General features: G+C 35.8%; 21 protein-coding genes. All 21 read right to left on the minus strand.

Annotation, left to right across the window (positions count from 1 at the left end; genetic code table 11):
• Positions 1 to 5: 5 nt before the first annotated feature.
• The 21 genes from BN2390_RS14220 to BN2390_RS14310 all read right to left on the minus strand — a co-directional run bounded on the left by BN2390_RS14220 (position 6) and on the right by BN2390_RS14310 (position 15343).
• Positions 6 to 404, minus strand: a complete 399-nt coding sequence (locus tag BN2390_RS14220) for a hypothetical protein (protein ID WP_053984987.1) — start codon at positions 402 to 404, stop codon at positions 6 to 8.
• A complete protein-coding gene (locus BN2390_RS14225) occupies positions 401 to 1312 on the minus strand; it encodes a hypothetical protein (RefSeq protein WP_053984988.1) in 912 nt (303 codons plus the stop codon). The genes BN2390_RS14220 and BN2390_RS14225 overlap by 4 nt, the downstream gene beginning before the upstream one ends.
• A gap of 14 nt (positions 1313 to 1326) precedes the next feature.
• A complete protein-coding gene (locus BN2390_RS14230) occupies positions 1327 to 1932 on the minus strand; it encodes a YmfQ family protein (RefSeq protein ID WP_053984989.1) in 606 nt (201 codons plus the stop codon).
• 3 nt (positions 1933 to 1935) lie between these two features.
• Entirely contained in the window at positions 1936 to 4146 is a 2211-nt protein-coding gene (locus tag BN2390_RS14235; protein WP_053984990.1) for a hypothetical protein, read from the minus strand.
• A gap of 1 nt (position 4147) precedes the next feature.
• Complete coding sequence (locus BN2390_RS14240) at positions 4148 to 5155, minus strand: baseplate J/gp47 family protein (protein WP_053984991.1); 1008 nt, start codon at positions 5153 to 5155, stop codon at positions 4148 to 4150.
• Positions 5152 to 5568: a DUF2634 domain-containing protein gene (locus BN2390_RS14245; protein ID WP_053984992.1), complete on the minus strand. Its 417-nt coding sequence runs from the start codon at positions 5566 to 5568 to the stop codon at positions 5152 to 5154. The genes BN2390_RS14240 and BN2390_RS14245 overlap by 4 nt, the downstream gene beginning before the upstream one ends.
• Positions 5540 to 5920 (minus strand): DUF2577 family protein, encoded by a 381-nt coding sequence (locus BN2390_RS14250; RefSeq protein WP_053984993.1) that lies wholly within the window; start codon positions 5918 to 5920, stop codon positions 5540 to 5542. The genes BN2390_RS14245 and BN2390_RS14250 overlap by 29 nt, the downstream gene beginning before the upstream one ends.
• The gene (locus tag BN2390_RS14255) at positions 5921 to 6865 is read right to left on the minus strand and encodes an XkdQ/YqbQ family protein (RefSeq protein WP_053984994.1); all 945 of its coding nucleotides are present in this window, start codon (positions 6863 to 6865) and stop codon (positions 5921 to 5923) included.
• Positions 6862 to 7512: a LysM peptidoglycan-binding domain-containing protein gene (locus BN2390_RS14260; protein ID WP_198524917.1), complete on the minus strand. Its 651-nt coding sequence runs from the start codon at positions 7510 to 7512 to the stop codon at positions 6862 to 6864. Before BN2390_RS14260 ends, BN2390_RS14255 begins: the two co-directional genes overlap by 4 nt.
• Positions 7505 to 9493, minus strand: coding sequence for a tape measure protein (locus BN2390_RS14265; RefSeq protein WP_053984996.1), 1989 nt, complete (start codon positions 9491 to 9493; stop codon positions 7505 to 7507). The genes BN2390_RS14260 and BN2390_RS14265 overlap by 8 nt, the downstream gene beginning before the upstream one ends.
• 182 nt (positions 9494 to 9675) lie before the next feature.
• Complete coding sequence (locus BN2390_RS14270; RefSeq protein ID WP_053984997.1) at positions 9676 to 10095, minus strand: phage tail assembly chaperone; 420 nt, start codon at positions 10093 to 10095, stop codon at positions 9676 to 9678.
• Positions 10096 to 10108: 13 nt separating this feature from the next.
• The gene (locus tag BN2390_RS14275; protein ID WP_053984998.1) at positions 10109 to 10573 is read right to left on the minus strand and encodes a phage tail tube protein; all 465 of its coding nucleotides are present in this window, start codon (positions 10571 to 10573) and stop codon (positions 10109 to 10111) included.
• Positions 10574 to 10583: 10 nt separating this feature from the next.
• Positions 10584 to 11900, minus strand: coding sequence for a phage tail sheath family protein (locus BN2390_RS14280; RefSeq protein WP_053984999.1), 1317 nt, complete (start codon positions 11898 to 11900; stop codon positions 10584 to 10586).
• On the minus strand, positions 11900 to 12058 hold the full coding sequence (locus tag BN2390_RS21740) for a hypothetical protein (protein ID WP_154668831.1): 159 nt from the start codon (positions 12056 to 12058) through the stop codon (positions 11900 to 11902). Before BN2390_RS21740 ends, BN2390_RS14280 begins: the two co-directional genes overlap by 1 nt.
• A complete protein-coding gene (locus tag BN2390_RS14285; protein ID WP_053985000.1) occupies positions 12048 to 12446 on the minus strand; it encodes a phage tail terminator family protein in 399 nt (132 codons plus the stop codon). Before BN2390_RS14285 ends, BN2390_RS21740 begins: the two co-directional genes overlap by 11 nt.
• A gap of 11 nt (positions 12447 to 12457) precedes the next feature.
• Positions 12458 to 12955, minus strand: coding sequence for an HK97 gp10 family phage protein (locus tag BN2390_RS14290; protein WP_053985001.1), 498 nt, complete (start codon positions 12953 to 12955; stop codon positions 12458 to 12460).
• Positions 12955 to 13311 (minus strand): hypothetical protein, encoded by a 357-nt coding sequence (locus BN2390_RS14295; RefSeq protein WP_053985002.1) that lies wholly within the window; start codon positions 13309 to 13311, stop codon positions 12955 to 12957. Before BN2390_RS14295 ends, BN2390_RS14290 begins: the two co-directional genes overlap by 1 nt.
• A gap of 3 nt (positions 13312 to 13314) precedes the next feature.
• Positions 13315 to 13665, minus strand: coding sequence for a head-tail connector protein (locus BN2390_RS14300; protein WP_053985003.1), 351 nt, complete (start codon positions 13663 to 13665; stop codon positions 13315 to 13317).
• A 33-nt stretch (positions 13666 to 13698) separates the two neighbouring features.
• Positions 13699 to 13857: a Rho termination factor N-terminal domain-containing protein gene (locus tag BN2390_RS21445; RefSeq protein WP_082238797.1), complete on the minus strand. Its 159-nt coding sequence runs from the start codon at positions 13855 to 13857 to the stop codon at positions 13699 to 13701.
• Between the two features lie 10 nt (positions 13858 to 13867).
• Positions 13868 to 14689, minus strand: a complete 822-nt coding sequence (locus BN2390_RS14305; protein ID WP_053985004.1) for a hypothetical protein — start codon at positions 14687 to 14689, stop codon at positions 13868 to 13870.
• Positions 14690 to 14704: 15 nt separating this feature from the next.
• A complete protein-coding gene (locus BN2390_RS14310) occupies positions 14705 to 15343 on the minus strand; it encodes a DUF4355 domain-containing protein (protein WP_053985005.1) in 639 nt (212 codons plus the stop codon).
• Positions 15344 to 15374 lie beyond the last annotated feature (31 nt).

Below are 15374 nucleotides of genomic sequence, written 5' to 3' on the forward strand. Positions count from 1 at the left end.
AAATTCTATTTGGGATTTAATATCAGGTCTAGTTTTTCATCCACCGCCATAAGCAACTCCATAATAAGAATTGAATCACTCTCGACACTCTCGACTTTAGTATTAGTATCTGTACTCAATTCCATATTAAGTAAGTTATCACTCGCAGTAGCCTCAGTGTTTGAGTGAATAATCGGTATAATTAATTTTAAATCATCAGGTCTTTTGCCTAACTTACACCATGAAAACTCATTTTGTGCCCTATTATAAGTTAATTGGTACTCATAACCATCATTGGGGGATTCACCATAGGTCACACCATTGGTAGTAACACAGTTTTCATCATCCCTATACTCTTCATGTTCTTTGAATGTGTCATCAGGGTGTGCCCAAACAACAACATCACCACTTAAATATATTGTCATAGAATTTCCTCCACACCAAAAATTGAAATTTGTGCATTATCTATTACCCAAGAGTGGAAATGTAACTCTTGTCCAGCAAACAAATAAACACTACAGAACGTACCTTGATTTAAATTAGAATCACGTGATGCACCATATTCATATACTAATTTTCTACCCTCGCCAAAGTTGGGGTTTGCGGTATTGACGGGAAATCCAATCATTGTAGAATCTAAAGTTGGTGTACTTACTCCCTGATATTGTGACCCATCTAAAGGTAACAACGAGAACGGTGAATGTACTGCTATCTTTGATGTTCCTGTCACTCCTTGACGAATATTAAAATAAAGTACAACAGTACCTGAACGTTTAGCTACAAACTTACCTAAATAAGTCCAGTTACCCGATATTTTATTAATGGGTCCGTCATAGATAGTCTGCAATAACGAATGTTTGCTAATAGTATATTTTTTCTCAGAAACGTTTGCTATGGATGCAGTAACATGATCCTTGATATTATCCTTACAAGCTGTTACATGGTTATTTGTACCAGTTAAACTATCTGTAATATGTCTATTAGTTCCACTTAACTCAGTACTCACATGATGTTTAGTAGCTGTATGCTGACTTGTAACATGGGTTGTCAGAGTACTTATTTTCTCTAAAATAGCTGTTTTAGCTGAATTAAGCCATTCATTAATTAAAGTATTAAGTGGTTTAGATGGATCAGAATTAACTTTCTCATTAATAACCTGTCTAACGTCACTTGAAACATCTATATTTTCAATCTGCCCAGCTAGAGCATTAATTTGTTTTTCATTATTTTTCATTGTTGTATCTATGTTATCCATATTTTCATTGATAATAGCAATATCCACTGCATCTGTACCATCAGGTTTCTTCAACCCATAATTTGTAGTATTTTTCATTACATTGCTCCTTTCTATATAACCTTAACTTTATCCCATGTATGTATTGATAAAGCTGACCAAGTGTAGGCTTTTAGATTATTCCAATAGTTATAGGTGTATTCAAAAGTAAAGGCTAGATGTGCAGGTTTTACTTCTTCTATTGCACTTGTTAAATCCTTCATATTAGCAGGGACACCTTTTATACCTACAAATTTAACCACAAATCTATATTCGTTAGGGTACTCTATCACTTCTACCTCTCCATTTGAAAAGGCACTGGCTAGATTTACAATCATTTGTTTAGTTGTTGTTCCTGAACCTCTAATCTTAGATTTAATGCGTTCTCTTCTGAATTCATAATTCTTTTCTATTTCAGTAGGTAAACCCAATATTTTCTCCCACCTTGATAGCCCCCAAGTAGCTGTTTCAATAAACATCTGATTAAATAAATCTTGTTTAAAAGCTATTACCTCAGCTACGTTCATTCCTAAAATCTCTTGAAGAACTTTCATTTGCTCAATTTCATACCAATAGGTAGGTAGATACTTCATTAAGTCAACTTCTATGATTTCATCATGTGTACTTTCTTGAGATGATCCATAGGAGGATTCTCCATATAAGTTTTGGCCATAACCCATCCATTACACCCCCTTCAAATCATTCCAAGTAAGTCCTATTCTGGGCAAAAAATCACTTGCGTGTTTACCATCAAGCAAATCAGCGTCCATCCCTGAACCTGCCCCATCATTATTACTTGTCCAAATTTTTCTCCATCCTGGTGAATAACTACTTCCATTATTGATATAAACAAATTCCGAATTAAGAGTAAGTGCACTCCCTCCACTTGATGTTGTAGGCGTAAGAATTCTAATTGTATAGGCTGTGGATGTTCCAAGCACTTCTACTATGCAACCTGCTAAATGAATCTTTCCAAATCCAGAATCAGTTATAATCTGATTCGAAGCATAACTCCAACTACCTCTAGCAATCCAGTGTGGCTGTTGAAAAGCTCCTAAGTTAGTGAGTAAGTTAATAAACTGTGTCGTTGTAATTTCATTATTATTCCCACCCAAGTTTACTGAACCTGAATGTACCCTTGTAAAGCTAGAAGCGTGTAAATTATCTACGGTATCAGCATTTCCACCATTTGCTGGTAATGAAGAAGGCCTACCAGTAACACCTGTCCACGCTACAGATTCAGCTTTATCTACTACTCCATTGCCATTAGTGTCATATACGGCCTTAGTCATATCACCATAACCAGCAGCACCTAAATCCTCTTTTGAGACAAACTTAGCATTAGCCTCCGTTTCTGTATAATATCTACTATCATGATCATGTTCTAGTGCTGCTGCACCTATATTACCTGGTGTTACATCTTGCCAGGTATTATCACACCTTAGGAATTTCTTATTGTTAACTGTTTGAGTTGCAGGAATATGATTACCATGGGAAGCATTGGCTTTTCCATTCCATGTAGCTTTTTCCGTATCTGTAACATGACGCGTGTTAGCATCATTAGGATGTACATATCTATTAGCATTAGCCTCTATACCAGATAACTTACTTTTTTCAGCTGTTGTATAATCTTCAGTACTTAATCCTTTTCCACTTACCTTATCTACTTTATTGGATACTGTATTCCATAAATTTCTTTCAGCTGCAGTTATATGTTTAATGGCATCTGATAGATGTGTATAAGCTGCATTCCAATTATTAATCACTGTTTGTGTTAGTGCATCTATAATCCCCTTATTGCTATGGGTGTGTTTTTTACTATTCATATCATCTAGAGTATTCTTATCCTCTTTAGCCATAAGTCCATCTATCTGGCTTGTAGCTTTAGGAATAGCATTCGCACTAACAGCAATCCACTTCGTGCCATTAAACCTATATGTATAGTCTGTGTCATTCACATTAACTGTCCAACCATCTTGAGGCTCTGGATAAGTCGTTGCAATATCTGCAAAGGTGTCAACTGATTCTTTCCAATCTATGTTCATTTCCAAAGCAGCCAATTTATTATCTATTTCATTGCGTGTATACTTGTCATTCCAGTTAGCTCTCTCTGTAGAAGTCAAATGCCTTGCTGTATCTTGATCATGTGCATTAAACTCAGCCTTAGAGGCCTGTTGAATGTTGTCTACGCTTCCTAAACCTACTTGAGTTTTAGTGACTTGATGTGGGTTACTCAAATCTTCTTTATGTAAAATAAACTCAGCTTTAGAAGCTTGTTGGATATCTTCTACATTTCCAAGTCCAATCTGATGTTTATTTACAGCATGTGGGTTATCCTTTGTATTTTTATGATTCAGTATTTCTTGCTGTGCTAATCCTAGATTCTGATTAGTAGCTTCTAAATTTTCATTCGTAGTTCGTAAGTTTTCATTTGTTATATCTAAATCCCTTTGAAAGGCTCTACTATTCCAGCTTTCTCTTTCATTACCTGTAATATGACTTACCTTATCCCCATGATGAAAATTTAGCTTATTCTTTACATGATCTATAAGATTTTCTAAGTAGTAAGCTGCACCTTGCAATTTATTAATATCTTCAGCTTCTACCATATCTCCATAAGTCTCATAGGTAATGTATAAGACATCAGATTGACTAAATACTTTAAGATAAGTCTTCCAAACCTCTTCTTTTTTCTCTAAGGTATAAGCTAGTACACGTTCCCCTTCCTTATTAGGCAACGTATAAATTTCTATAGTTTTTTCTAGAACATGATCATGCTCCAAAAAACCTTCCCACTTACCAGCCTCTAATGTAATTTGTTCATCTGCAATTATGTAAGGTTTATCTCGTTTATTTAACCTGGCAACAAAATTGTAAATTTGCTTTAGGTTCATACTACACCTCCACTACTATATTTCCTATAGCAGGTATTTCTTCTTCTGTTAACCTTATGTTGGCCTGAGTATTATTAAGCTTTAAATGGGTATAATCTATAACTCCATCTACATCTAGAATTAAACTTCCTATAATAGCATACGAGATAATATTTTTCTTAAAAGTAATGCTTTTAAAATACTCTTGTATCTTTACCTTTACATTCTGTTTAACACTCTCTAGCAATACATCTGTTCCTATCTCTAAGGTTACATTAATATCAATGTTCTTAGGCGTTGGTGCGACTACTGATACACTTGCACCTATAGGTCTTACCTTTTCTATATGTAAAGCCACTTTATCTATCAAGCCTCTGTCAGCGGGAAGTTTGTCTGTATCTGTAATAAGTACCTTCACCGTCCCTGGTCCATCCCATAAAGGAAATATTTTAGCATCGCCTACACCTTCAACTTCTGTTGCCCATATTTTATAATGATGAACATTCCCAGAAGTAGCAGGCATACGAACATTTAAGTAAAATCGCTCTCTTAAACGATCATCTGATTCTAAATCTTCACCTGCTATCAGAATATCTTTTAACTCTGCTGTTGTAAGACCTTTTATATAAGAAATAGGTAGTAAATTACCACTGTATAGGTTGCCTATTCTTCCTAGTTGTTCACATTCAAGCTTATACTCAAAGTCTTTTATCTTTTCTACTACACAATAAGTTGCATCTTCTAGACCAAATCTACTGCCTATTGGTACTTCTACATTAAAAACACCTTTTCTGATTGCTTGAGTAGCTTGTTTTCTATAAATGCCCATATCTGCACAGCATTTATCTAAATCTTCTCCTGTACTTGTATCAACATAGGTTCTATCTGCCATATACGCAAGTTGCATGTAGACTTGAGCCAATTCGAAACAAGCGGGTGCTAACGCCATATGCATGAGACTTCCTTCTCTTTTGTCCATATCATTAGGCACTTTTTCTAAAGCACTCTTAATCAATTCTTCAAAGGTCATATTTTCACCTCACTTTCTATCCGGATATCTCCATGTACAGTTACTGCAGTAAAGCTTACGTAAAGCCCCTCTTCAATATCAGTTATGGCAACATCCTCTAGTGTTGATATCCTGTCATCTACTAATAAGCACTCATTTAGTAATCTTGGTAACTCTACTCTTGCTAAATCTTTAGGCTTACCTACCAACTTATTCATTTCTTCACCATAATTCCAACTGAAAATAAGATGATTGTATCTTCCTGTTTTTAATACAAGGTAGATACTTTGTTCCATAGCCTTCTTATCATCTATCGTTCCTAATATTTTCTTACTTTCAAAATCTATATAAAAAGTTTTAGAAGGCATATGTTCAAATGGTTGCTCTGTACTAAGATCAAGTAAATTACTCTGCGGTATAAGAGATTGTGGCATTAGGATCACCTACCTTATCCAAAACAACATATTCTTCACCTGCCGCACTTACAATAAGCCTATCACCTATCTTTATCTTAGGTTGAAGAATACAAGTACGGATAACTTCCGTTAAAGAGCTCCCACTACATATATCCCCACCACTACTTGCTGTCGTTTTATAGTCTTTTACTTGAAGAACTCTTTCTTGAAGACTTTCTGGGAATATAAGTAACTCCTCTGTTAATTCTAGATTTTCATTAATTTTGACCTTTAGAGGATTTATACCTGTCACTTTACATGTAAAAAGTCTAATCCCCATCCCTTCATATTGATGCTTTGCAGTTCTTTGCATCTTTTCAAATAGACTCATTTATATCACCACCATTTCTAAACTCATTGTGTGTTCTTGATCTGTAAATGTATGTACTGCTGAGTTAATTAAAAAATAGCCCTCTATGTTTTCTTCTGGAATAGAAACATATGGACTATAACCTGCTTTACATCTTATATCACCTAGACACTCTAGTTTAAGCGATTTTTTCTCACGATTTTTAAGCTTTAATAGGGCCTGCGCTTGCTCCACGACTTGTGCCTTATTCAATTCTTTATCAAGCACATCATGATACTGCAATCTCCCCCAACGCGCCTGAGTTATTTTGTCTTCTACTACAACTTCGCCTTCTACCCCGTCTTGTATCAGCTTAACCCGATTATAAGTATCTGAATCAATATCTTTAATAGACTCATAATCCAATAGGAGTGTATCGCCGTCTATAACAAGGTCAAGCTTTGTATCTGCTATATCAAGAAGTTCCATAGCACCTACATTGTCTTGAAGAAAATAAGTTCTACCCGTTGCTAGGAGTGTTTTCTCTAATGCTCCATAGATCGCATCAAAGTACTCTTTATTGTCTGCTATGGTCTTAGGAATGACATAACCTGTAGAGGCAACCTTGCCTAATTTTATCTGATTAACCTTTGCAATAAGTTTTACAATCTCATCTGCAGTCTTATTGGCCATACCAAAGCTATCTTTATTTTTCAGATACCTCATTTGGTCATAAGCAAGGATTTTCTTTTCCTCTTCGTCACTTACCTTAAAAACATAACCATAAAATAGAGCGACTTCATTGACTTTAAACAATACAACATCACCATTATTTATAGTGATTTTATGGGTAAAAACATCTCCGCCTATATAATCAAATTCTAAGCTTCCTGCTCTTCCTTTTCTTGAAGTCTTATAAATAACCTTCCCGTGTGGAACTTCAAAAATACTGCCTTGTCTATTATCAATAAGTAATTGAGTCGTCATAATGTTAACACCTGACCTGGATAAATTACATTAGGATTTGATATATTGTTCTTCTTCGCAATGTCCTTATATTTGCCACTATCCCCTAAGCACTTTTTAGCTATACTACATAAAGTATCTCCTTTTTGTACTGTATAAGTCTTAGGAATCTCTTTTTCTACCGGTCTTTGTTCTGTTTTTGTAACAGACGCTTGATTGGTTTTAGATTCATTAACTATTTCAACCTTTTTAACCTTAAACCATCTATACTCCTTAAAACTTATGGTGTATTCAATATCACCGACAGCACCAGCTTTTTCTTTATAGCTAAAGTCTTCAATGGTACAAGCCCAAGATAAATCGACACTGGTACCTGTAATCACAAGTCTTACAGGTTTGCCAGTGTCTCTCCATCTTTTTATTTTTTCAACATATACTGCTGGTTTTAATAAATATTTGCTTGTTACATATGGCCCATTCTCCATAGGGAAAAGACCTTTTAAAGTTAAGGTGTATGCCTTAACCTTATTAATTATTGTTACTTCACCTATATTTTGAAGTATGTGGCTTTTATTATTTCCTTTTTCCTTAACTTCAACTTCTTCTGGTAATACCGGAAACTCGAAGGCTTCTGCTTGATTATTGAAACTTAAATAGATTTTAGCCAATTCCATACACCTCCTTTGTACTTGCTTCCATTTCTTCCTCTATGGATTTCTCTATACGTCTTAAAATTTCATCAATATCTACCTCTTTACTTACTGGCCCTGTTTTGATATTAACTTTCGGAGTTAGTGTAACAAAGTTCTGGATAGATTCCATTTCAGCAAGTTCGCGCATAATTTCAAGGTCTTCATTGGATACATCTACTGTATCTTCAATGCTTCCAACTGAATCAATATGTCCACCTTCAAAGCCCATACTATTCATAGATGTTGTAAGGTCTTCAAAGATTTGTATTGCTCCATTTGATAAATCCACACCAAAGTCATAACCTTTATTAAAATTATCCGCTACATCAAGCCTTTCCATACGTTCTATAGTAACTGTTTGTTCTCCGAAGGTGTCATCAGCCCATGATTGCATATTGCTTCTCCACCCTGCTAGTGTATCAGCCATGCTAGAGCCAAAAAGTGCATCCATAGCATTTGCTATACTCTCTAAAATACCTAATACTGTGTCTGCAAAGCCTATAAATAATCTAACAGTTGCTGCTAAAGGATCATTACAAAAGTTCCCAAGAAACTCACCAAATACAGCAAATAAATTCCAGATGTCAGCAACTAAGTTGTAAAGGAATGCGTAGAGCCCAAAGAATATCCCTGTAACTGTTCCTATAATTTGTTCTGTTGTTACACCCATACTATGCAACATAGTCATAAACAATATTACGCTACCGATCACCATTAATATAGGATAATTCATTATAATCCACGCACCAGCTTGTGCTATTAATGCTGGTACCATTGCCCATAATTTCGGCAATAGCATACTCCCTATAATCATACTTGCTCCTAACAACATCATACTAACGAAATCCCAGTTTTCTATAAATAGGGATGCTACACTCCCTGCAACATTCCCCATAAATACCAATCCATTTGTTATCCATTCAATAACAGTTGCTATCATAAGTAAAAAGCTCATGCCTTGTGGCGTATCTAACCACTCAGCAAATGCATAGAATTGATTAATCAAAGGATTTAGAATACCTGTCCCCTGATCATTAGCAAGATAATGTAAAAAGTTTGTCCAACTATTGCCTAATCTGGTTGTGACATCTCCCCATGTTCTAGGGATGTTTTCAAAAGTGCTATTAATGACATTTTTTTGATTTTCAAAGGCCTGTATGATTACATCTGTTGTTAGCTCACCATCTGCCCCCATACCTTTTAATTCACCTCTTGCTACGCCTAAACCATCTGCTAAAACTTTCATTAAGTAAGGTGCATTTTCACTTAAAGAACGTAATTCATCTCCTTGTAAAACCCCACTACCTAATGCTTGTGATAACTGTAGCATAGCTGATTTATTCATTTCCTCAGTACCACCACTGATACGAATAGCTTTATTAATTTGCTCTGTAAAATCCATAACCCCTTTTGTACTATCAAAAGCGCCTGACATAGTTAATTTACTCATCATATCTACAGTCTCTGCATAACCACTACGAGTATCATTAGCCATCTGAAGAATTTTCTTCTGCAACTCATAATGCTTTATTAACCCATCATTCATCATACCAATTCTTGAATTAATCATCATAGATTCATCGTTATAATTCATAAATATATTGATGCCATTACCTACACGCTGTATTAATTCAAGACCTTGATTCACTGCAATGGTAGCACTGCCTAATCTGTTCATCCTACTTTCACTGCGCCGGACTGATTGGGTAAATTCATCCTGATTCTGAGTCATACGGTCTTGCTGTACCTGTATTTCTCTCATCTCAGCACCAAGTTGGTTAACAGCACTTCTTGCAAGTTCGATCTCATGTGTACCAAAATCTATAGCAACATTTTGTTCAATGCTATTTTGCATACTTTCAAAAGCATTGAGTGTAAGTGCCATGGCTTGCTGCATTTGTTTTAATGGCCCTGTCACACCATCATAAAGGCTCATAGATTGTTGAATCGTAGCCATGTCTCACACCTACTTTCCTTTAGTTCTTCTAGCTGCTTTTTTCTCAGCTTCAATATGCATATCAATACTTGCATAAATAAAAGCTCTTTCAAGCCTATCCATACTTAATAATTCACTCGGTTTTATTCCAAGCTTATGGAGGGCGTAGTGGGCATAATTTGCCTCACCATCACCCTCCTTAATTAGTTTTTTGCTTCATCTCTCAGCTCATTCATATCCTTTTCATACCCATTAATTTCTTGTACGATATTAAGAACCTCTTGATATTCTCCTGGTAAAAGCATTGTCTTAAGGAGCACATCATCTCCCCTCACACCATAGGAATTTTGTAGATCCTCATTTTTCAAATCCGGATAAACAATACATGCTACTGCTACCTTACCCAAAAAGGTTGCTTGATCTACTTGGTCCATTGTAATATGCTTCTTAACTTTAACCTTTACCATACAGCTTTTACGAATTGCTGCTTCTTCTTCACCCGTTATAGCTTTAAACTCAAATGGAATAGGTTTCCCACCTTCATCAATAAAACGGTCACTTACTACTCTTTTTTCTGTACCAACTTGTCTGGCATTTTGTGCCATAAATGCTTGTAAATTCATCTTTATTTCCTCCTTAGCCTAATGTTGGCTTTTTAAATTTTTCTAATAAATCTGCATCACTAAATGTAAAATCTAAATCTTCTTCAAGGACATCTGCATCTACATCAAAGCTTGCTAAAACAACGCTGTCTAAGTTGCAGTCTTTAAGTAGTACAGTTTGTGTACCAATTGAAGAGGTTGGGTCCTCATTAGTCACCTGAATATCAAAATAGGTATCCACGCCTGTTTTCATATACTTGATCATAAGTTCTCTAAAAAGTGATGTGGCATAATACACCGTCATACTTCCCTCACCACTCCAACCATTGGCCTTATGTTGTGTTCCTCTATGCCCTAAAGTCTTGATTTCTGTCTTTTTCTTTTTAGCTGTAGCTTCTAAATTTTTGGCATAAAAAAGAGGCTCCACCCTCCCATCAATTGTGATGAAAGCTCTAGCCTCTTGCCCACTAATCGTATCACCTGCTTTAAAAAATCCCATAGTCTCCCTCCTATCTTACTGTTACAGTCATATACAATTTTTCCATGCTATCTACTGGTTGCACATAGATATTAGTTACGACTGCATCACTTTCTTGTCCTGGTAATACCTCAACATCTTTTGTACTATCAAAGTTTTGAATAGCACTAATCCCTTGAAGCGTATCTAGATAATTAATACACTCACCTTTAAAGAGTTTTCTACCATCTGCATGATTATCCGTGCTCCCAAGATAATACTGACCAAAGATTGTATTTATGTCGTTCCCAATAGCATCTAATACACGAATCACTCGATTTTTTCTAAAGGATTTATCCTTATCTGCAGTAAAGCTTGTAAGCGTATTAATGTCTTGCTCGACAACCGCTTTTCCACCTTGCTCGACAAAGACAAATTCGCCCTTTTGTAAGGCTTCTATAATCTGTGTATTAGTGTATCTGACATCCACATCTACACTATCATCATAAGTTGTATATGTATTGGACTCATTTACCTCTGCACCTGCTGTAGCTGCTGCTACCCATGCTGTAGCTTTTACGGCATCAATGATTATACCATCCGTTAATTTAACACCATTCTTGACACTGATAATCCCTTCATAATCTGCAGTAGGATAGTTTTCAAGTACCCCTTGTACTTTCTTCCCTTCCTCTTCCCTCATGCGTTTAATAAAGGATACGGCTGCACCTTTTACTGTACTATCTTTTGTAGGAATAGCCATAGTGTTCCATGTAAGGACCTCAATCGCTTTAAAGTAATCTAGATAACTTTGAGTTTCTGCTTCTGTATCTGTCCCATTTGTTAAAGGTGATCCAGAACTTGCTGCAAGAGCGCCTGTTCCACTAAAGGTCACAAAGCTATTATTTTTTAAATCCTCAACCTTTTTACCAAGTTGTTCATGTACAGAGCGACCATCTAAAAGGGTTACGACCTTGAATGTACCCTCTGCATCCACATCTTCTGTCAATGTCACTGAAATAGCATTCCCTCTTGTTCCACCATACCTGGCTGTTATTGTTAGGGGTTCTACTGTAGCTGTTGCTTTTGTACCATCATTTACTCGGTAAAGAAGTATCTTACTAGCTCTTTTTACGGCCTCTTTAATAAGTAAAAGTTCTTGATCTAAAAGACTATAACCTAATACTTCTTGAATATCGGTTTCATTAGTAATCTCTATAACCTTTTTACTTGGTCCCCATTTTAATGATAAAGGCATTGTCATAATCCCTCTATCGGATAACGTCCCAAGTGGCTTGCCAGCACTCTTAAAATTAATATATGCACCTGGTCTTACCTTGTTCTGAACAGTAAATGTACCTCCTGCCATTATTTCACCTTCCTTTTCTTTTCCTTTTTTAATAATTCTTTAACTTCTTTCATGGTGTATGTTTTGTTTTCTTTTAGCAACACCTCTAAAAGATAACGTTCTTCTTGTTCGAATTGTTTACTATCTAAGAACTGATCTTTTGTAAATTTACTTTCCATAAACATGTTCCTCCAATCGGTTCATCTTTGGATATTGCTTCGCATCTTTCATTAAATGCACTTTATAATCAATAAAAAAATGAAGTACCCTATCCGATACCTCATGCTTCATCTTTTTACCCTTTATTTTAATGGCTTCTAATACTTCCATTTGCTCATAGAGCTTATCGGCCATCTTTTCAGCATCCTTATTGCTTGTTGCAAAGTAATGTATATCTATACTTACTTCGTGGATATAGCGTCTATCTAATTGTTGCGCTCTTGAGCCATCAAGTACCTTTACAAAGAAACTTGGCTCCTCAAAACCTTGCGATATTGATTCACCATAGATAGGTATATCAGGATATAACCCATCTAACTGTTTAATGACTTCTTGTCTTATATCCAATCTATACCCTCCTATTTAAATAATTGTTCTAACACCTTCTTGCAATGTTTATCTGCTATTTGTTGCAGAGAATGTTCAACCTCTTTCATGGAAATCGTCAGCATAAAGCGCCCTTCTACCCACCCTTTATTATTACGTTTACGGTGTCCATACTCAACAAACGATGCATATTCTACGTTGTTATAGATAAGAATAAAGTGTGTGTTACCATTTTTTCTTACACCTGTAATATACCAACCTTTTCGGAGTGTACCACCTAAATGTCCATCATATCTTGCCTTGGTTCTTAAAACTTTTTTACCTTTGTTCTTTCCATTTTTAATGCTATATTCATAAGTTCCATAGTCACCTACAGGCGTTCTTTTTTTAGTTTTAGCCAGTACCCTATTACTGGCTTCTTTCAAGATAGCTTCTATAAGTTGTTGACCGACTTCGTTCTTAACAGCTTCTTCAAAGTTTATAGCCATCTTTTCAAAAGCTTTATAATCTATTTTACCCCACTTGGCCATTATGCTTTACCTACTTCAACAAGATTAATCTCTTGATGTGTAGAATAAACTGCTGGTAAGCCACTAGCTTCAAGGTTATAGGTTCTACCATGCTGAATAACTGCTATTTTACTTCCTGGTTTAACCTCTATCTCTGGTGCTAAAAATAACTTAACCATTTGACTGGCTTCTGCATGAACAGAGCCTTGTTTTGCATGAGTGTTTGAACTATGTGATAAAGCACATGGCTGATTTTCAACAACAATTGTTTCTTGAGTTGTTGTTTCTCCATCTACCTTTATACTTTTCATGTTCTTAATGGTACAAATTGCTTCATAAGTTTTTTCTAAAATTTTTCTTTGTAGACTGGTATTCATTACTTACATCACCCGAACCCTTTTATCCTTAAACTTGTCCAAAATCTGTACATCTTCAACAGTCAAACGTTCTTTTGTCGTGAGCATATTGATAGTCGTATCACCTCTAGAGACAGATTTAACTTCTTCATCCCATTCACCTATAACACCTGTTGCACCACTTTTGATATAAGCTATAACCTTTCTCTTTACAAAAGGCTCCAAAGCTCTCGGTAGTTCTTTTAAACTACAGTATTCTAATACTTCTACTACTAAATCTTCAATTTCTTCTCGTATTAAATCATCTTGATCTTCATCTACTATGGACAATCTTCTTTTAATGCTTACAAGTAGTTTTTCAACCAATTCATCCACTATTTGTCACCTACTTTCTTAAAGAGACTACTCTTAATGAGTAGCCCCTAATAACTCCACTAATTCAGATTTTGTCATAGAAGAATAACCTTCTAGCCCTCTTTCTTTACAGAGTGCTTTTAATTGAGTCACTGACATAGTTTCATAGTGAGTATCTTCTTGTCTGGTACCATCACTAGCTGCTACATCCAATGTAGCTGGACTAGGGTGTAGTCTTAATTTTAAGAAACCCTACAGCTACACCTTCTGGTCTTAATACTTGTCCACCATATACAGCAAGCCCACGAACACCATCTGCAAAGTCACTTTCAAGACGTAAAGCTTCTGTTTCTTGAAGTTGTTCACCGTAGCCAATAGCTGTATTATGATTTGCAATTACTTTAATAACGTCACTTGTTGTGTCCACATCTTCTGATAATACAAGTTGCGAACCGTTAATTTTAGCACCATCTAAAATACCATTTTCAAGTACTGTATAGTTACGAGTAAAACGATCATCTTTTTCAAGCATACCTAAAATATCAGCATTAATTGTAATAAAGCGTCCTGAACGTGGCACACGTTTCTTATCAAGTTTTTTATTGATATCAACAATTGTGTCATAAATATTTGTTTTATCAACTTCAATAGGTGACTCTTGTGTACCTAGCTTGTTATCTGCATGTGCACTTGCATAAAGTCCTAATACAAACTTATCTGCTGTTTCTTGAAGCACTGCACCTGCTTCTCTTACATGAGGGTCAATAAGCTCTCCTGCTGCTTGAACCTTATCAACATCTCCTACTTTAAAAGCCCAATACTTCTTTTGATCCATGTTGATTTCACGCTTTGGTGTAGTAAGTTCGTCAAATGTTACTGTTCCTGAATAATCCTTTACTGCAATATCCGATACAACATTATAAATAATTTTGTTCCCTTCAATCTTTGTTGGTGGCACTGTAATTGCCTTTGCTACTGAACGTGCATGAAATTTTTCAATTAATCTCGCTTCCCAAACTTGTGGGATAAAATTTGTTACTGCCATATACTTTCATCTCCTTTAAATTAAATGTTTGATTTGATCCCAGTTCTTATTAATTTCTTCTGGGCTCATTTTCTTTACATCTTCTAGTGTGTAATTGCTCTTCACCTGATTATTTCCACTTCCAGGTGTTGTTGTTTGAGTTCTTTCTTCTAAACGTTTTTCTACCGCTTCACTAAACATCTTTTTGAAGTCCGTAATACGTGTCATAATGTCTTCTGCTTTTTCTACCCCAGCCATGATCCAATCACAACATTCTGCTGGTAAATCTTCTGCTGCTAGGGTCTTAAGTGTCTGATTTGTAAGGCGCTCTCTTTCGAACTCACGTTTTTGCTTCTCAAACTCTTCTTTTTGTTTCTCAAAGACAGCCTTTTCTCTTTCTGCTGCACTAAGCTTTGCAAGACGTTCAGCCTCTTGTTTTTCTGCCTCTAACTTCTGCTGATAATCTTTCTCCCACTTCTCTTGAGAAGTTTTTAAGGCCTGTGTTACACGCCTATCAATTTCTGATTGAAATTCCTGTTCTGTGTAGGTCTTCCCTTGTGGTTCACTTGGTGATGTAGGCTCTGTTGTTGGTGGCTGTTGTGTTGCTGGATCTCCTTCGCCTGGTTCTGAAAAAAATTGCAAGTTAAACTGTAAAGCTTTCTTATTTAATTTCATTTCTATACCTCCTATGCCCTTCTATGAGTTC

The sequence above is a fragment of the Niameybacter massiliensis genome (assembly GCF_001282685.1).
Taxonomy (GTDB): Bacteria; Bacillota; Clostridia; order Lachnospirales; family Cellulosilyticaceae; genus Holtiella; species Holtiella tumoricola.